22 protein-coding genes are annotated in these 21,088 nt (G+C 72.0%); 9 read left to right on the top strand and 13 right to left on the bottom strand.

Annotated features, from left to right (window positions below; genetic code table 11):
• Window positions 1-53 precede the first annotated feature (53 nt).
• Window positions 54-824, top strand: a complete 771-nt coding sequence (locus ACWD0J_RS22645; RefSeq protein WP_451497614.1) for a globin domain-containing protein — start codon at window positions 54-56, stop codon at window positions 822-824.
• A 177-nt stretch (window positions 825-1,001) separates the two neighbouring features.
• Here the strand turns inward: ACWD0J_RS22645 and ACWD0J_RS22640 are convergent, their stop codons facing one another.
• Window positions 1,002-1,919 (bottom strand): helix-turn-helix domain-containing protein, encoded by a 918-nt coding sequence (locus ACWD0J_RS22640; protein ID WP_451497613.1) that lies wholly within the window; start codon window positions 1,917-1,919, stop codon window positions 1,002-1,004.
• A gap of 173 nt (window positions 1,920-2,092) precedes the next feature.
• On the opposite strand from ACWD0J_RS22640, the gene ACWD0J_RS22635 reads away from it, so the two are divergent.
• Together ACWD0J_RS22635 and msrA are read left to right on the top strand one after the other, a co-directional pair.
• On the top strand, window positions 2,093-3,133 hold the full coding sequence (locus tag ACWD0J_RS22635) for an NAD(P)-dependent alcohol dehydrogenase (protein WP_451497612.1): 1,041 nt from the start codon (window positions 2,093-2,095) through the stop codon (window positions 3,131-3,133).
• Window positions 3,134-3,342: 209 nt separating this feature from the next.
• Window positions 3,343-3,855: a peptide-methionine (S)-S-oxide reductase MsrA gene (msrA, locus tag ACWD0J_RS22630; RefSeq protein WP_451497611.1), complete on the top strand. Its 513-nt coding sequence runs from the start codon at window positions 3,343-3,345 to the stop codon at window positions 3,853-3,855.
• 139 nt (window positions 3,856-3,994) lie between these two features.
• On the opposite strand, the gene ACWD0J_RS22625 is transcribed toward msrA, so the two are convergent.
• The 5 genes from ACWD0J_RS22625 to ACWD0J_RS22605 all read right to left on the bottom strand — a co-directional run bounded on the left by ACWD0J_RS22625 (window position 3,995) and on the right by ACWD0J_RS22605 (window position 9,801).
• Complete coding sequence (locus ACWD0J_RS22625) at window positions 3,995-4,999, bottom strand: MerR family transcriptional regulator (RefSeq protein ID WP_451497610.1); 1,005 nt, start codon at window positions 4,997-4,999, stop codon at window positions 3,995-3,997.
• Window positions 5,000-5,002: 3 nt separating this feature from the next.
• Window positions 5,003-5,677 (bottom strand): HEAT repeat domain-containing protein, encoded by a 675-nt coding sequence (locus ACWD0J_RS22620; protein WP_451497609.1) that lies wholly within the window; start codon window positions 5,675-5,677, stop codon window positions 5,003-5,005.
• Window positions 5,678-5,764: 87 nt separating this feature from the next.
• Window positions 5,765-6,883 carry a hypothetical protein gene (locus tag ACWD0J_RS22615; protein WP_451497608.1) on the bottom strand — a complete coding sequence of 373 codons (1,119 nt, stop codon included), beginning with the start codon at window positions 6,881-6,883 and terminating at the stop codon, window positions 5,765-5,767.
• Between the two features lies 1 nt (window position 6,884).
• Complete coding sequence (locus ACWD0J_RS22610) at window positions 6,885-8,507, bottom strand: M48 family metalloprotease (RefSeq protein WP_451497607.1); 1,623 nt, start codon at window positions 8,505-8,507, stop codon at window positions 6,885-6,887.
• Between the two features lie 175 nt (window positions 8,508-8,682).
• Complete coding sequence (locus ACWD0J_RS22605) at window positions 8,683-9,801, bottom strand: hypothetical protein (RefSeq protein WP_451497606.1); 1,119 nt, start codon at window positions 9,799-9,801, stop codon at window positions 8,683-8,685.
• Between the two features lie 234 nt (window positions 9,802-10,035).
• Here ACWD0J_RS22605 and ACWD0J_RS22600 point away from each other — a divergent pair, with 234 nt between their 5' ends.
• Complete coding sequence (locus ACWD0J_RS22600; protein ID WP_451497605.1) at window positions 10,036-11,190, top strand: cystathionine gamma-synthase; 1,155 nt, start codon at window positions 10,036-10,038, stop codon at window positions 11,188-11,190.
• Between the two features lie 22 nt (window positions 11,191-11,212).
• Here the strand turns inward: ACWD0J_RS22600 and ACWD0J_RS22595 are convergent, their stop codons facing one another.
• The 3 genes from ACWD0J_RS22595 to ACWD0J_RS22585 form a co-directional block, all read right to left on the bottom strand.
• On the bottom strand, window positions 11,213-11,461 hold the full coding sequence (locus tag ACWD0J_RS22595; protein ID WP_451497604.1) for a hypothetical protein: 249 nt from the start codon (window positions 11,459-11,461) through the stop codon (window positions 11,213-11,215).
• 31 nt (window positions 11,462-11,492) lie between these two features.
• Window positions 11,493-11,996, bottom strand: coding sequence for a sigma factor-like helix-turn-helix DNA-binding protein (locus ACWD0J_RS22590; protein WP_451497603.1), 504 nt, complete (start codon window positions 11,994-11,996; stop codon window positions 11,493-11,495).
• A 251-nt stretch (window positions 11,997-12,247) separates the two neighbouring features.
• Complete coding sequence (locus ACWD0J_RS22585; RefSeq protein ID WP_451497602.1) at window positions 12,248-12,751, bottom strand: MarR family winged helix-turn-helix transcriptional regulator; 504 nt, start codon at window positions 12,749-12,751, stop codon at window positions 12,248-12,250.
• A 164-nt stretch (window positions 12,752-12,915) separates the two neighbouring features.
• On the opposite strand from ACWD0J_RS22585, the gene ilvA reads away from it, so the two are divergent.
• The 3 genes from ilvA (at window position 12,916) to ACWD0J_RS22570 (ending at window position 16,214) form a co-directional block, all read left to right on the top strand.
• Entirely contained in the window at window positions 12,916-14,145 is a 1,230-nt protein-coding gene (ilvA, locus tag ACWD0J_RS22580) for a threonine ammonia-lyase (protein WP_451497601.1), read from the top strand.
• A 195-nt stretch (window positions 14,146-14,340) separates the two neighbouring features.
• Window positions 14,341-15,360: an ATP-binding cassette domain-containing protein gene (locus tag ACWD0J_RS22575; RefSeq protein ID WP_451497600.1), complete on the top strand. Its 1,020-nt coding sequence runs from the start codon at window positions 14,341-14,343 to the stop codon at window positions 15,358-15,360.
• Window positions 15,357-16,214, top strand: a complete 858-nt coding sequence (locus ACWD0J_RS22570; protein WP_451497599.1) for an ABC transporter permease — start codon at window positions 15,357-15,359, stop codon at window positions 16,212-16,214. The genes ACWD0J_RS22575 and ACWD0J_RS22570 overlap by 4 nt, the downstream gene beginning before the upstream one ends.
• 101 nt (window positions 16,215-16,315) lie before the next feature.
• Here ACWD0J_RS22570 and greA read toward each other — a convergent pair whose 3' ends face one another.
• Complete coding sequence (gene greA / locus ACWD0J_RS22565) at window positions 16,316-16,816, bottom strand: transcription elongation factor GreA (RefSeq protein ID WP_451497598.1); 501 nt, start codon at window positions 16,814-16,816, stop codon at window positions 16,316-16,318.
• A gap of 167 nt (window positions 16,817-16,983) precedes the next feature.
• Entirely contained in the window at window positions 16,984-17,382 is a 399-nt protein-coding gene (locus tag ACWD0J_RS22560) for a DUF4307 domain-containing protein (RefSeq protein WP_451497597.1), read from the bottom strand.
• 201 nt (window positions 17,383-17,583) lie between these two features.
• Here ACWD0J_RS22560 and mca point away from each other — a divergent pair, with 201 nt between their 5' ends.
• Window positions 17,584-18,465, top strand: coding sequence for a mycothiol conjugate amidase Mca (gene mca, locus ACWD0J_RS22555; RefSeq protein WP_451497596.1), 882 nt, complete (start codon window positions 17,584-17,586; stop codon window positions 18,463-18,465).
• Window positions 18,458-18,754, top strand: a complete 297-nt coding sequence (locus tag ACWD0J_RS22550) for a hypothetical protein (RefSeq protein WP_451497595.1) — start codon at window positions 18,458-18,460, stop codon at window positions 18,752-18,754. The genes mca and ACWD0J_RS22550 overlap by 8 nt, the downstream gene beginning before the upstream one ends.
• A gap of 31 nt (window positions 18,755-18,785) precedes the next feature.
• On the opposite strand, the gene ACWD0J_RS22545 is transcribed toward ACWD0J_RS22550, so the two are convergent.
• Window positions 18,786-19,769, bottom strand: a complete 984-nt coding sequence (locus tag ACWD0J_RS22545; protein ID WP_451497594.1) for a hypothetical protein — start codon at window positions 19,767-19,769, stop codon at window positions 18,786-18,788.
• Window positions 19,766-21,088, bottom strand: a complete 1,323-nt coding sequence (locus ACWD0J_RS22540) for a CHAT domain-containing protein (RefSeq protein ID WP_451497593.1) — start codon at window positions 21,086-21,088, stop codon at window positions 19,766-19,768. The genes ACWD0J_RS22545 and ACWD0J_RS22540 overlap by 4 nt, the downstream gene beginning before the upstream one ends.

Below are 21,088 nucleotides of genomic sequence, written 5' to 3'. Positions count from 1 at the left end.
AAAGGCCCGCCGGAGGCACAGCCTCCGGCGGGTCTCTCGTGTTGTGTGGGCCCATGACGACTCAGACGGTCGAGTACATCCGGTACCACATTCCCGGGGAGCAGTCGGCGGAGTTCCTGTCCGCCTACACCCGCGCCGCGGGCCGGCTGGCGGCGGCGCCCCAGTGCGTCGACTACGAACTCGCGCGCTGCGAGGACGACTTCGAGCACTTCGTGCTGCGCATCACGTGGACCTCGACTGAGGACCACATGGAGGGCTTTCGCGAGTCGGAGCTGTTCGCCGACTTCCTCGCCGAGATCGGCCCGTACGTCCCCAGCATCCAGGAGATGCGCCACTACAAGCCGACCGCGGTCCGCGGCACCGGCTCCGCGGCCCCGACCCTCTACGACTGGGCGGGCGGCGCGGACGCCTTCACCCGTCTGACGTCGGTCTTCTACGACAAGGTGCTGCGGGACGAGGTGCTGGCGCCGGTGTTCGAGGGGCTCGCCCCGGAGCACGCCCAGTACGTGGCCCTGTGGCTCGCCGAGGTCTTCGGCGGCCCGCCCGGCTACTCCGAGGTCCAGGGCGGGCACGATCACATGGTGGCCAAGCACATGGGCCGGGGCATCACCGAGGCCCAGCGCCGCCGTTGGGTCGACCTGATCCAGGACGCGGCGGACGAGGCGGAACTGCCCGCGGACGCCGAGTTCCGCTCGGCCTTCCTCGCCTACGTCGAGTGGGGCACACGCCTGGCCGTCCACTTCTCCGGCCCGGACGCGAAACCGCCGGCGGAGCAGCCGGTACCGCGGTGGCACTGGGGAGCGGCACCGCCGCACCGGGGCTGACGGGAAGCGCGCGCCCACTGTCCGGGGCGCCGGTCCGGACGGGCCCGAACCCGGGGGCAGGGACTCACCGGTCCGGGCGGGCCCGAACCCGGGGGCAGGGACCCACCGGTCCGGACGGGCCCGTCCCCGGGAACAGGTACCCACCGGTCCGGGCGGGCCCTCACCCGCGGACCGCTCTCAAGCCGACGGCGCCGTCGTGCCCGCCCGGGTCGCGTCGGTCCCCCAGCTCGCCAGCAACCGCAGGGCCTGCGCCGACGGCGACCCCGGCTCGGCGTGGTACGTCACCAGGATCTGGTCCTGGTCGCCGACCACACCGAACGACTCGAAGTCGAGGTCGAGGTCGCCGACCAGCGGGTGCCGCAACCGCTTGACCCCGTGGTTCTTCTCCTTGACGTCATGGGTGGCCCACAGCCGCCTGAACTCCTCGCTCTTCACGGAGAGCTCGCCCACCAGGGCGGAGAGCCGCGGGTCGTCCGGATAGCAGCCGGCGTCCATGCGCAGCGTGCAGACGATGTCGATCGCCTTCTGCTCCCAGTCCACGAACAGGTCGCGGTACTCGGGCCGCAGGAACACCATCCGCGCCCAGTTCCGCTCCGCCGGCGGCAGCTCCGCCCAGTCGCCGAAGACCGCGGCGGCCATCCGGTTCCACACCAGGATGTCCGAGCGCCGCCCCACGACGTACGCCGGAAAGCCCTCCATCGAGTCCAGCAGCGTGCGCAGGGCGCCCCGCACCTGCTGGGTGCGGGCGGCCGGCTTCTTCTTGTGCTGCTTCGGCTTCGCCAGATGCGTCAGGTGCGCGTGCTCGGCGTCGGTCAGCCTGAGCGCGCGGGCGATGGCGTCGAGGACCTCCGCGGACACGTTCCGCCCGTTGCCCTGCTCCAGGCGCGTGTAGTACGCCACGGACACCCCGGCCAGCTGCGCCAGCTCCTCCCGCCGCAGCCCCGGCACCCGCCGGTGCCGGCCGAAGTCCGGCAGCCCCACGTCCTCCGGCTTCAGCCGGGCCCGCCGGGTGCGCAGGAACTCGCTGAGCTCGGCACGCCGGTCCAGAGCCGCGCCGACGGCCTCCGGTGGTGCGGATTCGGGGTATTCGTCCATGCCTCAAGTATCAACGGTCGTACGCCCACCATCCTGACCCCGCCAGTGGTACGAACGGCAGACGTACGCAAAGCCGTGACCTGGGTGAATGCCCGAGGTTCGGGCAGGCTGGAGAGCGTGCCCGGCCGGAAGAAGGCAAGCCGGGCGCGAAACCCCCGCAAGGAGAACCCCGTATGACCACTGTTGCCGCGTACGCCGCGCCCACCGCCAAGGCTCCGCTGGAGCGCACCACCATCGAGCGCCGTGCGGTCCGCGAGTCCGATGTGCTGATCGACATCAAGTTCGCGGGCATCTGCCACTCCGACATCCACCAGGCCCGGGAGGGCTGGGGCGAGGCGATCTTCCCGATGGTCCCGGGCCACGAGATCGCGGGCATCGTCTCCGAGGTCGGCTCCGGTGTGACGAAGTTCAAGGTCGGCGACCGCGTGGGCGTCGGCTGCATGGTCGACTCCTGCCGTGAGTGCGACAACTGCAAGGCCGGCCGGGAGCAGTACTGCGTCCAGGGCAACGTTCCGACGTACAACGGCGTCGGCAAGGACGGTGAGCCGACCTACGGCGGCTACTCGGAGAAGGTCGTCGTCGACGAGGACTTCGTCGTCCGCATCCCCGAGGGGCTGGGTCTCGACGAGGCCGCGCCGCTCCTGTGCGCCGGCATCACCCTGTACTCCCCGCTGAAGCGCTGGAACGCCGGTCCCGGCAAGAAGGTCGCGATCGTCGGCTTGGGCGGCCTCGGCCACATGGGCGTGAAGATCGCCCACGCGCTCGGCGCCGAGGTGAGCGTGCTGTCGCAGTCCCTGCGCAAGAAGGACGACGGTCTGAAGCTGGGCGCCGACCACTTCTACGCCACCAGCGACGAGAACACCTTCAGGGAGCTGGCCGGTACGTTCGACCTGATCGTGTCGACGGTGTCGGCCCCGCTGGACTTCGACGCCTACCTCGCGCTGCTGAAGACGGAGGGCGCGCTGGTGAACGTGGGCGCCCCCGAGGAGCCGGTCTCCCTCAACCTCTTCTCGGTGATCGGCGGCGGCAAGACCCTCGCCGGTTCCATGATCGGGGGCATCGCGGAGACCCAGGAGATGCTGGACTTCTGCGCCGAGCACGGCATCGGCGCGGAGATCGAACTGATCGGCGCCTCCGAGATCAACGAGGCGTACGAGCGAGTGGTCAACAGCGATGTGCGGTACCGGTTCGTGATCGACGCGGCGACGATCTGAGCCCGGCAGAACCAGTCGGGGCCCCGGGTGTTCCGGGGCCCCTCGCCGTTTCGCCGTCCGGTTCCGGACGGGCTGACGACATGCCCACCGCCGGACGGGCACGGAATCGCCAGGAGTCCTCACGCGTTGAGGAACGTGGGCAGGGGTGTGCCGGTGATGTGCGACCGAGCAACCCGAGTGAGCGAGCTGACAGATATGAGAGGACCGCAATGGCTGCGCAGACGCAGAGGGCCGTGCTGGCGGGCGGATGTTTCTGGGGGATGGAGGAGCTGATCCGCCGGCTTCCGGGCGTGACGGCGACCCGGGTGGGATACACCGGGGGTGACGTGCCGAACGCGACGTACCGTCACCATGGCACGCACGCGGAGGCCATTGAGATCCTTTTCGACCCCGCGAAGACCGACTTCCGGGCGATCCTGGAGTTCTTCTTCCAGATCCACGACCCGAGCACGAAGAACCGTCAGGGCAACGACATCGGCCTCAGCTACCGCTCGGCGATCTACTACGTGGACGACGAGCAGAAGCGGATCGCCGAGGACACCATCGCGGATGTGGACGCCTCCGGCCTGTGGCCGGGCAAGGTCGTCACCGAGGTGGAGCCGGTCGGCCCCTTCTGGGAGGCCGAGCCCGAGCACCAGGACTACCTGCAGCGCTACCCGGACGGCTACACCTGCCACTTCCCGCGCCCGGGGTGGCGGCTGCCGGCCCGCTCCGAGGGCTGACCGCGAGGCGGCCCGGCGGGAAGGCGGGGGCCGGCGGGCAGAGGCTCCGCGCCGGCCGCGCTTGCCTGCGCGGGCCTCGGCGGACGGTGAGAAGTCCGGGAGCCTCGCGCCGCGTACGCGGAGCCCCGGCGGAGATCCGTCACCGTGCGCCGCGGAGCCGGAGAAGGTACGTCGCGGTCAGCGCGACGGCACGGTCCCCGTCATGCGACAGCTCCACGAGGGCAGCTGATGCCGTGCTCCCCGGGATGTCCGCCAGCGCCTGGGCCAGCCGTACGCGTGCGGGTGCTTCGGTGGTGTCGTGGGCGAGGCGGCCGACGAGCCCGGCGGCGATCTGATCCGCCGTCGCGGTGTCGCTCGCCAGCATGCTCAGCGCATCGGCTGCATCGGTGTCGTTCCTTCCCGCCACGATCATGTCGACGAGTACCGGGATCACCTCGGCGGCTCCACGCGTGCCGAGCGCCAGAGCCGCATGGCATCGGACCACGACATCGGGGTTCGCGAGGGCGTCCCGCAGCCGGGCGGTGGCCTCGCCACCGGGCATCTCGGCCAGGGACCGCACGGCACGTTCCCGCACCGCGGCCACCGGTGAGCCGAGGCCCTCCGCCAGCAGTGCCGTGCCGCCCTCGCCCGACCGCGCCAGCGCCCATCGAAGGGCTCCGGCGACGTTCGGCTCCGACTCCCTCAGTACCGCCTCGACCAGAGCATCCACCGGCACCGGAACCTCGTCGACGGAGGAAAGGGCCGCGCGCTGGCGCGCGGCGGCGCTCTTCGACCCCAGCGCCTGGAGGAACGCGACGGCCTGGAGGACGTCCTCCCAGCCGGCGGGTTCCGAGGCATCGATCCGGCGGAGCCGGGTGAGCAGCTCCGTCTCGGCCGCGATGCGTTCGCGTGTCTGACGGATGAGGTCGTCCACGAGCACCGAGGGCGTGAAGCCGGGATCGTCGAGCGCGCGTCCGATCTCGCGCAGCGACAGCCCCAGCGACCTCAGGCTCTCGATGTGGAAGATCCGCCGGATGTCCTCGCCGGAGTACTCCCGATAGCCGGAACCCGTACGGCCCGAGGGCCGCAACAGGCCGAGCGACTCGTAGTGCCTGAGCATGCGGGCACTGACTCCGGACCGCCGCGCCACCTCACCGATCAACACCGCCTACGATCCCTCCTGGCCGGACCCGCCGAGGGCCACGACGCGCTTCGCCTCCTCGATCGCGCACTCGAATCCGGCGTCAGGGTCGCGCAGCAGCCCTTCCGTGGCGAGCGCGTGCGTGCGCACGCCCCGGTCGGGGGCCGTCGCCGCGCCGCGCAGAGCCGGCAGAACGACCTCACCCAGTGCGACCAGCGCCCGGCTGAGACTGAGCTGCGTCTCCCGCCCACCGCGCCCGAGCTGCGTCGCCAGCACCGCGGCCAACGCGGACTCCTCGCCTTCCGGCACGAGCACGACCGCGGTCCGCCAGGCGCTCCGCGCCACGTCGTCGTCGGCGTCGCACAGGAGCGCCCGGGTGATCGCCGGCCACGCCCGCCGGTCCCCGATCTTGGACAGCGTGTGCAGCGCCTGGCTCCGTGCCTGCGCTCGCTCCGAGCGGACTTCGCGGAGCAGCCCGGGAAGCGTCACGGACACCGGGTGGCGGGTGAGCGCCCAGGTCAGCATGTCGCGGACGAAGAACTCGGGCTCGATCGCGCAGCGCTCGATGAGCGGGTCGACGAAGCGCGGATCCGGCGTCGTGCCGACCGCCAGAGCCGCCCGCAGCCGCACGGACGAACGGCCGTCCTTCAGGCCCTGGAGCGCCCGTGCCGTATCCGCGTCCTGTCGTCCTGTCATGGTCATCGAGACCACCTCCTCGGCAACCAGTGAAGGCCTTCTCACTGTGTCAAGGTCAAAGCAGCAGGAGCTCCGTGGTGGGGCAAGGCGCGGTCAGCCCGGCACCGGCTCGTCCGTGTTCGCCAGGCTCAGGTCCCGCATCCGGCAGAACTCGCCCGCCGGGTCGCCGCGGTAGCGCCACGGGAGGGCACCGACGTACCCGTCCACCAGGCGGAACTGTTCCACGGCCGTCTCGTCCCGGTCCTGGAGGCACAGGTAGTACGCCAGCAGGTGGCGGACCTCCGGCAGGCGCGGGTGGGCCGGGTCGGCGGCGGCCACGTCCGTGAGGACCGCGTCGACCAGGGCCCGCATCTCGGGCGTACGGTCGCCGTCCGCCGAGTCGGAATCGTCGTGCTCGAAGTGCGCGATCAGGGGGAACGCCGTCATCAGGCTGCCCGCAGGGGCGTCCTCGGCGGCCCGCGCCGCGAACGCGCGGGCCAGTTCCTCGGATCCGCGCCACTTGGCGCACCAGTACTGCAGGGCGGAGAAGTGCGCCTCGTAGTGGTGCGGGGCGCGTTGCGAGATCTCCTTCCACAGCCGGTCCATCTCGGAGTGCGGGCAGCCGAGGCCCAGCCCCGTCCAGATCTCGCCGATGTACGGGGTCGGGTCGCCCTCCGGGGCCAGCGCGACCGCGCGTACGTGCTCCTCGCGGGAGCGGGCCAGCATCCGGCGGAAGCCCTCGAACTGCTCGGAGGTGGTGTACTTGGCCCGCTTGCCGCCCCGGATGTCCCACGCCAGGCGCACCGTGCTGCGGGCCCGCAGCAGCGCGGCGCCCGGGTCGCCGGGGCGGGCGGTCTCCCAGGCCAGCAGCCAGGAGTCGTCCTCGGCGGCGAGCGACGCGAGCCGTTCGGTGTGGAAGGCGCGGTACTCCCAGTCGCGCGCCTCGGCCGTCGCGTCGAGCAGGGCCGCGGCCGGCTGCCAGTCGCCGGCCCTGGCCGCTTCGAGCGCCGCGGTGAGCACGGCCGGGACCGGCGCCGCCGACTTCGTGTCCTGCCGTTCGGGCGGCAGCAGGCCGAGGGCGGCGGCCGCGGCGGGCAGCTCGTACTCCCCGTCCTCGTCGCCGCCTCCGCGCCAGCCCTCGACCGCGCCCTGGACGATGGCCTTCGCGAAGTACAGGCCGAGGGCGAGCAGGGGGAGTCCGATGAGGGCCAGGACGACCCAGAGGATGATCACGTCAGACCTCGGTGCTTCGCTCGTGGTGGGTGAGCAGCGCCCGCAGCGGGGCGGTGTCGGGGACGTCGGCGACCGCCGAGCCGACCGCGGCGTCGAGGTCGGCGCCGGTGCCGTCGGCGGCGGGGGGCAGATGCGGGATCGCCGCCCGCTCCCAGGAGAACTCCCAGCGCACCAGGGAACGGGCGCTGAGCTCGGCCAGGGCCATGGTGGTCAGCGACGCGTGCAGGGCGGGCCGTACGAACTCGCGGAAGGCGCGGCCGTTCGCGGCGGCCGCCTCGTCCGACAGGGGCAGCCGCTTCGCCAACTGCCACAGCTGCCCGTCCTCGATGAGCGTGAGCAGCGCGGGCAGCGTCGGCTGCTCCTCGGTGTACGCGGCGAACGCCCCGTGCAGGGGCGTACCGCTGGAGGCGAGCGACTCGGCCATCGCGCGGTCGAGGAGTTCCTGCCAGTCCCGGGTGCGCCCGAAGCGTCGTACGTCGTCCGTCAGGACCGCGTCCTCCAGGGCCGCCAGGGTCCGCCCGGGGGCGGACAGGAGGTCGAGGGCCGCGCCCGGGGCCTCGTCCGTGCGGCCGTCGTCGGGGAGTTCCTCGACGCGGCGCACCCGGTCGGCGATGGGCGGGTGCGAGTCGTACGGTGACCGGGACTCGGTGGGCAGTCCGGTGCGCAGCCCGGCCAGTTCGAGGCGGCGGGCGCTCAGCATCCGGCCGAAACCGCCGAACACCTCGCCGCGCGGCGGCAGCAGACCCGTGTCCGTGCCCAGGGTGGCGTAGCCGCCCATGTAGAACCCGAACGCGGCGTCCAGCACGGGGATCTCGCGCAGGGCCGACGCGGTGGCGTCCCGGCCGGTGATCCGGGCGGCCGCGGCGTCGGCGGCGTACTCCTGGCGCCGGGAGACGGCGAGCGTGGCGCGGAAGTACAGCTTGGCGTACGCCACGTAGATCTTCGCCATCACGCGGTACGTGACGCCCGCGTGGCCGGTGTCGACCTCCTTGGCCTTCTTGCCCTTGGCCTGGGCCTTGGCGTTCTTCTTCTCCTGCCGGGCCTGCTCGCGCGCCGCCGACTTGCCGGCCCGCTGCTCGAAGTGCGTGATGGTGCGCAGCACCTGGGCACGGCCGCGCACGGTGAGGGCGGCCAGGCGGGTGTCGGCGTTCGAGTAGTGGCCCAGTTCATGGGCGAGGACCGCCCGCAGCTGCGCCTCGGACAGTCCCTGCATCAGGGGTACGCCGAGGTACAGGCGGCGTGGCCCGGGCAGCAGGCCGAGCAGCCGGGCGTCCTCGGCGACGGCGGCGTTCACGTCGGCCGTCAGGACGATGCGGGACGGGGCACGGGTGCCGACCTCGTCGGCCATCTCCCGTACCGTGCGCCAGAGTTCGGGTTCGTCGGTCTCCGTGACGGGCAGTCCCGCCGTTTCCTCCTCCCGTGGTGTGCGCAGCATGAACAGGCCGCGTACCAGCGGGATCGCCAGGAGTACGGAGACGATGGTCAGCTTGACCGCGACGCTGCCGGGAGCGTGCCGGTACAGCAGGTAGTCGCCGCCGGCGAGCAGGGCCAGCAGCACGACGCCGAGCAGATAGAAGCCGGCGAGCAGCAAAAGGGCGCGCAGCGCGCGCAGAGTCGTGCCCATCGGGCAGAGGTCCCCCCACAGGACAGATCCGAGGATCGGAAGACGATGAGAAGGCCCGGTTGGCCGGCGGAGGCACGGGATGTGCTCATGACCAACACAGGTGTGACGGCGGAGTATGGCCGAATGACCGCCGGTGAGGCAAGACCTGCCTGGTGGGGGACGGTGCGCGGACGCCTCAGTGGGGCAGGGTGGCCGGGCTGCCGCCGTTCGCCTCGTAGCCCGCGACCGCCAGGGCCCGGTAGACCGCGAACTCCGCGGCCGGGTCGGCGGACAGCGTCCAGGGCAGGGCGCCGACGTGACCGTCGACGTGTATGAGCTGGCTCATCGCCTCCGCCCAGCGCTCGGAGCGGACCAGGAAGAAGACCAGGAGGTGGCGGACGTGCGCCAGCATCGGGTCGTCGGGGCGGGAGGAGTGCACGGCGTACAGCGCGCCGTGCATCGCCTTCGTCACGACCTCGCTCTGGTAGAAGCCGCTGACCAGGTTCACCTCGGGCAGGTGCTCGAAGACCGCGAAGAGCGGCATGGCGGCCAGGAGTGAGCCCCGGGGAGCACGGGCGGCGGCGGCTTCGGCGAAGTCGTACGCCAGCTCGCGGGAGCCGTGCCACTTCTCGCACCAGTAGTGGAGGGCGGCCAGGTGCGCCCCCATGTGGTCCGGCGCCCGGTCCAGGATCTTCAGCCAGAGCTGCTCGAACTCCGCCCGGGGATAGGCCAGTCCGCGCGCCACCGAAAGCTCGATGATGTACGGGATCGGGTCCCCGGGGGCCAGCAGCGCCGCGTCGTCGCACGCCGCCCTGGCCTCCTCCATGATGATCCGGAACTCGTCCGTGCCGGGCGTCGACGTCCGCCACGCCTGCTGGACCAGGAACTCCGCGTGCACCGCCGCGCCGCCCGCGTCCTTGGGGGCCTCCGTCCGCCACACCCGCAGCCACTGGCCGCCCGGCGTCTCGCTGACCCCGCCGGGCCGCTGCCGCAGCTCCAGCGAGGCGGCGCCCGCGAAGGCCTGCACGCGCTGCCAGCGCAGCTCGCCCTCGCTCCCGGTGCCGGCCAGGAGCTGGGCGGCCGCGCGGTGGTCCTGGGTGCGCTGCACCAGGTCCAGGACGTCCAGCAGGTCCTGGTCGGGGCCGGGCATCCGGATGTCCAGCTCCTCCTGCTGCGCGAACCCGTAGTGCGCGGGGTCCGCGGCGTCCGGATGGCCCGGATGCACCTGCTCGATCATGCCGCGCCGGCGCCGCATGAAGGGGAGCAGCACGAAGCCGAGCATGACCAGTGCCATCAGGACCCAGAGAATTTCCATGTCTCAAGGGTTCCAGACGCCGCCGACAATTGGCCAACCCGGTCGACAGCCTGTGGAAAACTTCCGCCGGCCCCGCCCCCACGGCCTGCGCCGGCCCCGTACCCGCACGGCCTCCGGGGCCCCGCCCGCACAACCCCGCGCCGGGACCCCGCGGCCCCGCGTCGGCCGCCGCCCGCTGCCGCCGCCGACCCGCCGTCCGGCATTCGCCGCGTCGGCGCACTACCCTCGGTGCCCATGAGCGACAGGCACATCAGTCAGCACTTCGAGACCCTGGCGATCCACGCGGGCAACACCGCGGATCCCCTCACCGGCGCGGTCGTCCCGCCGATCTACCAGGTCTCGACCTACAAGCAGGACGGCGTCGGCAATCTGCGCGGCGGTTACGAATACAGCCGCAGCGCCAACCCGACACGCACCGCACTGGAGGAGAACCTCGCCGCCCTGGAGGGCGGTCGCCGAGGCCTCGCGTTCGCGTCCGGACTGGCGGCCGAGGACTGCCTGCTGCGTACGCTGCTCAGCCCCGGCGACCACGTGGTCATCCCCGACGACGCGTACGGCGGCACGTTCCGCCTGTTCGCCAAGGTCGTCTCCCGGTGGGGGGTGGAGTGGTCGGTCGCCGACACCGCCGACCCCGCCGCCGTACGGGCCGCCCTCACCCCGAAGACCAAGGCCGTGTGGGTGGAGACCCCCTCCAACCCGCTGCTCGGCATCACCGACATCGCCGCCGTCGCCCAGGTCGCCCATGACGCGGGCGCCCGGCTCGTCGTCGACAACACCTTCGCCACGCCGTACCTCCAGCAGCCGCTGGCGCTCGGCGCGGACGTCGTCGTGCACTCGCTGACCAAGTACATGGGCGGCCACTCGGACGTCGTCGGCGGCGCGCTGATCGTCAGCGACCCGGAGCTGGGGGAGGAACTGACGTACCACCAGAACGCGATGGGCGCGGTCGCCGGGCCCTTCGACTCCTGGCTGGTGCTGCGCGGCACGAAGACGCTGTCGGTGCGGATGGACCGGCACAGCGAGAACGCCACGAAGATCGCCGACATGCTGACCCGGCACGCGCGCGTGACGCGGGTGCTGTACCCGGGGCTGCCGGAGCACCCCGGCCACGAGATCGCCGCCAAGCAGATGCGCGCGTTCGGCGGCATGGTCTCCTTCCAGGTCGAGGGCGGCGAGGAGGCGGCCGTGGAGGTCTGCAACCGTGCCAAGGTGTTCACGCTCGGGGAGTCCCTGGGCGGCGTCGAGTCCCTGATCGAACACCCGGGCCGTATGACGCACGCCTCCGTGATCGGCTCGGCGCTGGAGGTGCCCGCCGATCTCGTCCGCCTCTCCGTGGGCATCGAGAACGTCGAGGACCTCCTGGAGGACCTGCGTCAGGCGCTCGGCTAGGCCGTCGCGAGGGACCCCGTGCTCACCAGCCCGTGAGCGGTGGAGTCGTCTCGGACGGCGGCTCCACCCAGGGCTCGACCATCAGCGCCCACACGACGAACGCCACGGCCGCTCCCCACAGCAGCAGCCACATCAGCCGACGGGCGGCCCTCCTGCGGCGCAGCATCCGGCCACCGCGCCGCACGGCCTGCGCGTACAGCTCCGGCGGCACCGGCGCCGGCGTCCCCTCCAGGATCCGCCGCACGGCGGCCTCCCGCCGCGGCTCGCTCATACCTGCCTCCGCCCCGCCTCGCCGGCCCGCGTCACGACGGTGCCACCTTCGCGCCGGTCGTCACGGGGGCCGGACCCCGGGGCGGGTGGAGAAGGACCGTGATCGCGCGGTCGCAGACCGTGCGGACGCGTTCCGGGGAGAGGCCGAGCAGTGCCGCCGCCTGTTCCTCGGCGACGCCCTCGTACAGGCGCAGGACCAGGATCAGGCGTTCCCGCGGGCTGAGGCGGGCCAGGGCGCCGGGGCGGCGTGAGCGGGGCCGGCCGAGGGCGCCGTACCGGTGCCACGCCCCGCGGGCGAAGCGGGTGGCCAGGTACTGGCGCGCCCGGTCGTAGGGGTCCTCGCCGCGCAACCGGTCCCAGGACGCGTACATATGGGCGAGGACCGGCGTCAACAGGCGCCGCGCGCGCGGGTTGTCACGCGGGTCCTCGGCGGTGAGGAGCGTGGCGGCGTGCAGCAGCCGCCCGGCCGCGCCCGCCACGAACGCGTCGAACTCCCGGGCCCGACGGGCGTCCCGGGCCGCATGCCGTTCTCGCACCGCGCCTCCCGCCTGAGGGAGATCCTGAGGAACAACGGGCCTCGGCCGCGTACGGGCGCCACGGACAAGCCCCGTGTGCGCGTGGCGCGTACGGCGTACGGAGCCGCGGCGGACCGAGGGCCCGGTCTCATCTGAGGCCAGGAGCGGCCCGTCGGTCAAGAGCCGCGCAAGCGCCGAGTACCGCCCGCCGCCGGGAGCCGGCTACGGCCGGCCACCAAGAACGGCAGGGCACGCGCGCGTGGCGGGGCCGTTCAGGAGGCCGGCGGCTCCGTGCCCGGTACGCCCTGGGGCGCCATCCGGGAGGAGAGCGCGCTGTTGAAGCGTGTGAGGAGCGTGCAGAACGCCTCGCGTTCCTCCGGTGCCCAGTCGTGTGTCAGCTCGGCCATCAGCTGACGCCTCGACGAGCGCACTTCCTCGAGCCGCGACAGCCCGCGCGGGGAGAGCTGGAGCACCACGGCGCGCCCGTCCTCGGGATGCGAGGTCCGCTTGACGAGCCCGGTGTCGACGAGCGGAGCGACCTGCCGGGTGACCGTCGACGAGTCGATCCCCATGCTCGCGGCGAGCGCCTTGACGCCCATCGGGCCTTCCTTGTCCAGCCGGTTGAGCAGCAGGTACGCGGCCCGGTCCATGGAGTTGCGCACCTGCCCCACCCCGCCGAGCCGGGTCTGTTCGGCACGGCGGGCGAACACCGCCACCTCGTGCTGCAGCGTGTCGAGGAGACCGCTGTCACCGACGGTCGTCATGTCCATCGACATTTCAGGTGTTGTGGGCATGGCCGGGGGCTCGCTTCATGAATGGGGGAGCTGGGTTGGGGGACAGGGTACGCGGCCGGGACGCGGGCCGTACCGGCGCTGCGCAAACCAGTCTCGGAGGTTGGTCACAGCGGTGGCCCGCCCGTGTGAACTGCGAGACTTGAGTCATGAACTACCGCGAGGCCCAGTCCGTGCCGCCGGTCACGCTCGACGACGTGCGCGGTGCGCAGAAGATGCTCTCGGGCGTGGCGCGGGTGACCGCGATGGAGGGCAGCCGGTACCTCACCCAGCTGGTGGGAGCGCCGGTGCACTTCAAGTGCGAGAACCTCCAGCGGACGGGATCGTTCAAGCTGCGCGGCGCCTACGTCCGGATCGCCGGTCTGCTGCCCGAGGAGCGGGCCGCGGGGGTGGTCGCGGCGAGCGCGGGCAACCACGCGCAGGGCGTGGCGCTGGCGTCCTCCCTGCTCGGGGTCCGCTCGACCGTGTTCATGCCGAAGGGCGCCCCGCTGCCGAAGATCAGCGCCACCCGGGAGTACGGCGCCGAGGTGCGGCTGCACGGCCAGGTCGTGGACGAGACCCTGGCCGCCGCGCAGGAGTACGCGCGGGAGACCGGCGCGGTGTTCATCCATCCCTTCGACCACCCGGACGTCATCGCCGGTCAGGGCACGGTCGGCCTGGAGATCCTGGAGCAGTGCCCGGAAGTGCGCACGATCGTCCTCGGGATCGGCGGCGGTGGTCTCGCGGCCGGTGTCGCGACCGCGGTGAAGGCGCTGCGGCCGGACGTGCGGATCGTGGGCGTGCAGGCGGCGGGCGCCGCCGCGTATCCGCCCTCACTGGCGGCCGGGCGCCCGGTCTCGATCGGGAACCCGGCGACGATGGCCGACGGCATGAAGGTCGGCCGGCCCGGTGACGTGCCGTTCGGCATCATCGGCGACCTGGTCGACGAGGTGCGCACGGTGACGGAGGACGAGCTGTCCGCCGCGTTGCTGCTGTGTCTGGAGCGGGCCAAGCAGGTCGTCGAACCGGCCGGGGCGAGCCCGGTCGCGGCGCTGCTGAGTGACCCCGGCTCGATCGAGGGACCGGTCGTCGCGCTGCTGTCCGGCGGCAACGTCGACCCGCTGCTGCTCCAGCGCATCCTGACCCACGGCATGGCCGCGCAGGGCCGCTACCTGGCCGTACGCCTGCGGCTGACAGACCGGCCGGGCGCCCTCGCGACACTTCTCGGGGTGTTGTCAGTGGTGGACGCTAACGTCCTCGATGTGAGCCACGTACGGACCGATCCACGGCTCGGGCTCACGGAGGCGGAGGTGGAGCTGCACCTGGAGACGAAGGGGCCGATCCACTGCGCCGAAGTCGGCCAGGCCCTGCGCGATGCGGGTTACACGGTCATCGGCTGAGGCTGGGCCGAGGCGTTCCACGGGGGCAGAACCGCAGCTCAGGGCCTTTCCGTCACTCGATCCGGTAATTCCGTTGAGAGACGCGATACATCGCGTTACCGTGTGTCCCGTGGCACTCGCCGACTCAGCCATCCAAGCGCAACGCAAGCACCGACCCAGGCTTCCCGAATTATCCCCGACGACGTGGAGACTCATATGCCAGGCGCCATCTATGCCGAAGGTCTGGTCAAGACCTTCGGAGACGTCAGAGCCCTGGACGGCGTGGACCTCGATGTCCCCGAGGGCACCGTCCTCGGCCTGCTCGGACCGAACGGCGCGGGCAAGACGACCACCGTCCGCTGCCTGACGACCCTGCTGCGCCCCGACAGCGGCCGGGCCGTCGTCGCCGGCCTCGACGTGCTCAAGCAGCCCAACGAGGTGCGGCGGTCGATCGGCCTCTCCGGCCAGTTCGCCGCGGTCGACGAATACCTCACCGGCCGCGAGAACCTGCAGATGGTCGGCCAGCTCTACCAGATGAAGGCCGCGGCCGCCAAGGTCCGGGCCGGTGAGCTGCTGGAGCAGTTCCACCTCGCGGACGCCGCCGACCGTCCGGCGAAGACCTACTCCGGCGGTATGCGCCGCCGCCTCGACCTGGCCGCGGCGCTGGTCGTCTCCCCGCCCGTGATGTTCATGGACGAACCGACGACCGGCCTCGACCCGCGCAACCGCCAGCAGCTGTGGGAGGTCATCAAACAGCTGGTCCTGGGCGGTACGACGCTGCTGCTGACCACCCAGTACCTCGAAGAGGCCGACCACCTCGCCCACGACATCGCGGTGGTCGACCACGGCCGTGTCATCGCCCGCGGCACCTCCGACCAGCTCAAGGCCCGCACCGGCGGCGAGCGCGTCGAGGTCGTGGTGCACGAGCGGGAGCACATCGCGACGGCCTCGGAGGTGCTGCGCGGCTTCGGCAAGGGCGACACCACCGTCGAGGAACACATGCGCAAGATCACCGTGCCGGTCTCCGGCGGCGCGAAGCTCCTGGCCGAGGTCATCCGGGAACTGGACGTCCACGGCATCGAGATCGACGACATCGGCCTGCGCCGCCCCACCCTGGACGACGTCTTCCTGTCCCTGACGGGCCATGTCGCCGAGGTCAGGGACGAGGAGAACGGGGCTGCGGCGGACGCCCGGCGCCCGGCGGACACCCAGCCCAAGAAGGAGGTCTCCGAGTGAGCGCCGTCACCAGAACGACGAGGGCCGTGGCTCCGGCCAACCCCCTCGGCCAGTCCGTGCGCGACTCGCTCGTCGTCGCCAAGCGCAACCTGATCCGCATGTCCCGGATCCCGGAGATGGTGATCTTCGGACTCATCCAGCCGATCATGTTCGTGGTGCTGTTCAGCTACGTCTTCGGCGGATCCATGCAGATCGGCGGCAGCACCAGCTCCACCGACTACAAGAACTTCCTGATGGCCGGCATCTTCGCGCAGACCGTCACGTTCGCCACCGCGGGCGCCGGCGCCGGAATCGCCGACGACATGCACAAGGGCCTCATCGACCGTTTCCGCTCGCTGCCCATGGCCCGCGGAGCGGTGCTGACCGGGCGCACCCTCGCGGACCTGGTGCAGACGGCCCTGACGCTCCTCGTCCTCGCCGTGGTCGCCCTCCTGGTCGGCTGGCGGATGGGATCGGACGGCGACACCAACGCCGGCAAGGTCCTCGGCGCCTTCGGCCTGCTGCTCCTGCTCGGTTATGCCTTCACCTGGATCGGCGCCCTGATCGGCCTGTCGGTCCGCACGCCCGAGGCGGCCACGTCCGGCGGACTGATCTGGCTCTTCCCGGTGACGTTCCTCTCGAACGCGTTCGTGGACTCGGGCAACATGACGCCCTGGCTGCGTCACATCGCCGAGTGGAACCCGTTCAGCGCCACGGTCCAGGCCTGCCGCGTCCTGTTCGCCAACCCGGGCCAGTCGCAGTCCGGCGCCTGGCCCATGCAGCACCCGGTCTGGGCCTCACTGATCTACTCGGTCCTGATCATCGTCGTGTTCAGAACGCTGGCGGTGCGCAAGTACCGGTCCGCGACGGCGTGAGGCGCCACGCGTGAGGTGCCACGGATGACCGCGACCCGGTCATGACGAGGCCCCCGGTGCCGTGAGACACCGGGGGCCCGTCGACACCAGGGCGGTCGCGGTCAGCCGCTGTACGGCTCGGCCTTGAGGATCTTGACCGACGCCTTCCTGCCGTTCGGCAGTTCGTACTGCGCGTCCTCGCCGACCTTGTGACCGATCACGCCGGAGCCGAGCGGGGACTGCGGCGAGTAGGTCTCGATGTCGGAGCTCGCGTATTCCCGCGAGGCGAGCAGGAAGGTCAGCGTGTCGTCCTCGTCGCCGTCGAAGGCGATCGTCACGACCATGCCGGGCGCCACCGCGCCGTCCGTCGAGGTCGGCGCCTCGCCGACCTTGGCGTTGTCCAGGAGCTGGGTCAGCTGGCGCACCCGGAGCTCCTGCTTGCCCTGCTCCTCCTTGGCCGCGTGGTACCCGCCGTTCTCGCGCAGGTCGCCCTCCTCGCGCGCGGCCGCGATCTTGGCGGCGATCTCCGTGCGCGCAGGACCAGACAGGTACTCCAGCTCGGCCTTGAGCTGGTTGTACGCCTCCTGGGTCAGCCAGGTGACGTTCTCGCTGGTCTGGGTCACAGGTGCTCCTCGTAGGTACTGGGAATACAAAGCATCGCCCTACCCAGAAGAATGTTCCTTCATGGAAGGGCGAAACCACGAGCCTAACAATTCGGGGACGGAAGGGGGAGGACATAAGCCGTCGAAGTCGCTTCGGCGCAGGTCACCGCCCCGGTATTGGCGGGAGGTCAGTCCGCGTGACAGCCCAGGAGCTCGGCCGTGGTGCCGGGGGACGTCGTGCGCAGGGTGACGACCTTGTCGATGCGGGTGGCTTCCCCGTCGAAGCGGAAGTCGGCCCGGCCCACCTCGGCGCCGTTCTCCGCCTGGGAGCGCACGGTGCAGTAGCCGCTCGCACCGGCGTCCTTGCGGACCTCCAGGTGCACCTCGACGGAGTCCTTCAAGGGCTTGAACGTGATCACCTGGGCGCTGATCTTGTTCTGGCCCACGTAGTGGTACGCGAAGTAGCCGACGAGGGCGAGCAGCAGGGCCCCGAGGACGGCTCCGGCGATCTTGAGCTTGTGGTCGGCGCGCTCGTCCGAGGAGCGGCTGTAACGGCCCTCGGGCGGTCGGGTGCTCGCCGTACTCATGATCGTCCTCTCGGCAGGGGCGGGACCGCGGTCCCGGAAGGGGTTCCCGGAGCCGGACCCCGGAACAATTCGCCCCCCGATTCGGTCACTATAGAAGCCCCCCGTCCGTCACCCGACCGCCGCCCCTGACCGACGTCCCGCGGGACGGCACCCAATGAATCGCACCCGTTCACACCGGGCGCCGACTACAAGGATTGAGTCTTGACTGACCAACTGCGACTGATGGCCGTGCACGCCCACCCCGACGACGAGTCGAGCAAGGGCGCGGCCACCATGGCGAAGTACGTGTCCGAGGGGGTGGACGTGCTGGTGGTCACCTGCACGGGCGGGGAGCGCGGCTCCATCCTCAATCCGAAGCTCCAGGGGGACGCGTACATCGAGGAGCACATCCACGAGGTACGCAAGAAGGAGATGGACGAGGCCCGCGAGATCCTCGGCGTCAAGCAGGAGTGGCTCGGCTTCGTCGACTCCGGCCTGCCCGAGGGCGACCCGCTGCCGCCGCTGCCGGAGGGCTGCTTCGCCCTGGAGGACGTCGACGTGGCGGCCGGTGCGCTGGTGAGGAAGATCCGCTCGTTCCGTCCCCAGGTGATCACGACGTACGACGAGAACGGCGGCTACCCGCACCCCGACCACATCATGACCCACAAGATCTCGATGGTGGCGTTCGAGGGCGCGGCGGACACCGAGAAGTACCCGGAGGCCGAGTTCGGCCCGGCCTACCAGCCGCGGAAGCTCTACTACAACCAGGGCTTCAACCGTCCGCGCACCGAGGCGCTGCACCAGGCGATGCTGGATCGCGGCCTGGAGTCCCCCTACGGGGACTGGCTCAAGCGCTGGGACGAGTTCCAGCGCACCGAGCGCACGCTCACCACGTACATCCCGTGCGCCGAGTTCTTCGAGATCCGGGACAAGGCCCTGATCGCGCACGCCACGCAGATCGACCCCGACGGCGGCTGGTTCCGCGTCCCGATGGACCTCCAGCGGGAGGTCTGGCCGACGGAGGAGTACGAGCTCGCGAAGTCCCTCGTCGATACCTCCCTCCCCGAGGACGACCTCTTTGCGGGCATCCGAGACAATGCCTGACATGAGCGCAAGCGCAAGCCTGGCAATGACGCACCTCGCCGCCCTCGCCAAGGAGGTGGACGAGGACAAGGTGACCCCCGGTGTCCTCGGCTTCATCGTCTTCGCGGCGATGGCCCTGGCGGTGTGGGCCCTGATGAAGTCCATGAGCCGTCACATGAACAGGGTCGATTTCACGGAGGTCCCGGACCGCGAGGCCCCGGCCCCGTCCGCGGGCACCTCGGCCCCGTCCGCGGACATCCCGGCCGAGTCCGCGGACACCGCGGCCGGGCCCGGGACGAAGCAGGGCTGAGACCCGCGCGAGCCGCCCGCCGCGCGTCCTGTCACCGGCAGTGGCCGGCCAGGGACAGCAGCAGGTGGGCGGACTCCGCCCGCAGATGGTCCGAGTGCGCGCCCGCGGGCCCGCGCCCGCGCACGAAGACGTCGCTCGCGTCGACGCTGACGAAGCGGTGGTCGAGGGCGGCCCGCGGGTACGGCTGCGCGGGCGGCAGCATCCGGATCGCGGAGACCGGCGCGGGCGCGGTGCCGATTCCGGCGTATCCGATGCCCGCCCGTCGCTCCGCGCGCAGATGCCAGAAGCCGGTGGCGCGGTCGTGCCGGGAGTACGTCGCGACGACGGGCCCGCGTAGGGGCGCCCCGGCCAGGGCGGTGAAGGTGGTGGCGAAGGCGTCCCGGGGGGCCGCCATCTGGAGCAGCAGCATCGAATCCACGGTGAAGGGCCGCCCAGGCGGCCCCGGCGTACTCCACCCCAGGGTGACCGGCTCCTCGTCCGCCGCCCACTGCACGGCCTCGCACAGCAGCCGGCAGCCGAAGGAGTGGCCGACCAGGTGCAGGTACTGGCCGGCGTGGTTGGCGAGGACCGGCGGCGCGGCCGGGTCGCCGCGATGCGCGTCCAGGTAGCCGAGCAGCCGGCCGATGACCCGGGCCGCGTGGCCCCGCGTACTCATGGCGTGGGCGCGGTCCCGGATGCGGCGGTAGCCGCCGAGCGAGGGCAGGGAGCGCGACGGCCAGCGGACCAGGACCGTCCACGGCCGCCAGGGAGCCAGCCCCGGGTACGTCACCGGGTCGTACCGCGTGCTCGTCAGCGCCAGCAGCCGGCGCACGGCGGCGAGGGCGGACTCGGGCGCGGTCTGCCAGCCGTGGACGTAGACGACGATGTCCGTGGCCCAGCGCGGGGGCGTGAGCTGCTCGGCGAGGTGGGCGTCCAGCCGGGCGGCCGGCACCGGGAGCGCGCCGGTGGCGGTGGTCCGCGTCAGCCAGCCGTTCTCGTCCAGGTCCACGGCCCGCACGGCGTCCGGGCCCGTCATGGGGTGCGCTCCGGTCGTGGCTGCGGTCCGCGCTCCAGTCTGCGGTCCATGCCGCAGTGCAGCGCGTACGTGAAGCCCAGCGGATTGCGGAAGGTGTCCGCGAAGTGCCGGGCCAGGAGGTGCGCGATCTCGCCCGCCGTGGCGGTGCCGGACAGATACCGCGTGACGAAGGCGTACGCGTACTCGGCGGCGAAGACCTGCGGGATCTCGATCTGCGGCCCGAGCACCCCGCCCGCTCCGGCCCGGATCAGCGCCCCGCCCAGGTGGGTCAGGTCGGCGGAGCCGGGCAGCCCGGCGTAGCAGGCGTTGAGCAGCACCACGGGCTGGTACGGGAACAGCGGGCCCGCCGCGGCCGCCCGCCGGGCCAGCAGGGTGTGCGCGTCGATGTCCCGGTGGTCGCTCAACTGCACGACGAACAGGGCCGGTCCCGACTCGTCGACGGGGCGGAAGTGGCCGTGGCACCAGAAGTACACGAGCTGCTCGTCCAGCCGGTCGGACTTCAGGGCGCTGAGGAGTTCCTCGCGGCGGGTGCGTTCGACGCGTACGGTCCCGTCGGCGAGCGCCGCGGCGACCTCGGCGGCCCGCGTCCGCCCCTCGGGGTCGATGCCGGTGTCGTGGTTCAGGCTCACCACCGGGGTCGGGGGCAGCCGTGCCGCGTCGTCCTCGTCGGGGAAGTCCGGGTGGTGGCCGCCGGTCTGCTCGATCTGATGGCGGTACCCGAGGAAGCGGGCGAGGAGCTCGTCGGGGCCGTCCTTGCTCTGCGGACCGTGTTCGGGGGGCAGGCACAGCATCGGCCAGGGCAGGAACAGGTCGGAATCCACCCGGATCCGCAGAGGCCCCGGGCCGGAGAAGGCGTCCAGCACCACCTTGCGCAGCCGCTCGGCCCCCGGCCCGCCGGCTCCCAGCAGTTCCTCCCACAGCAGGTACGTCCCCTGCTCGACGAGTTCGTCGAGGATGGCCCGCAGCTCGTGTGCGGGCTCGGCGGTGAGATCCGGGCAGGCCGCGTACGGCAGGCGCGGGCGGCCGGGCCGGGGCACGCCGTGGTCGTCGACGGGTTCGTACGCCACCAGCTCCCGCTTCCACAGCGCGCGCAGGCGGGCGGCGGAGGCGCGCAGGGCGGCGGGCGCGACGTCCAGCCTCGCCGTGTACTCGGCGAACGCCGCGGGCACCACGTCGCCGTAGGCCCGGGCCCGGACGTGGTCGCCCGCGTAGGCGTCCAGGACCAGCACCAGGTCCGGGTGGCGGATGGCGCGGGCCGGCCGGCGGGTGAAGCCCTGGCTGGGGTCCTGCGTGATGCGGACGGGCAGGTCACGGGCCAC

This window comes from Streptomyces sp. NPDC003011, from assembly GCF_053591515.1.
Note: the sequence above shows the minus strand (reverse complement) of the source record. Positions and strands in the feature narration are given on the sequence as shown.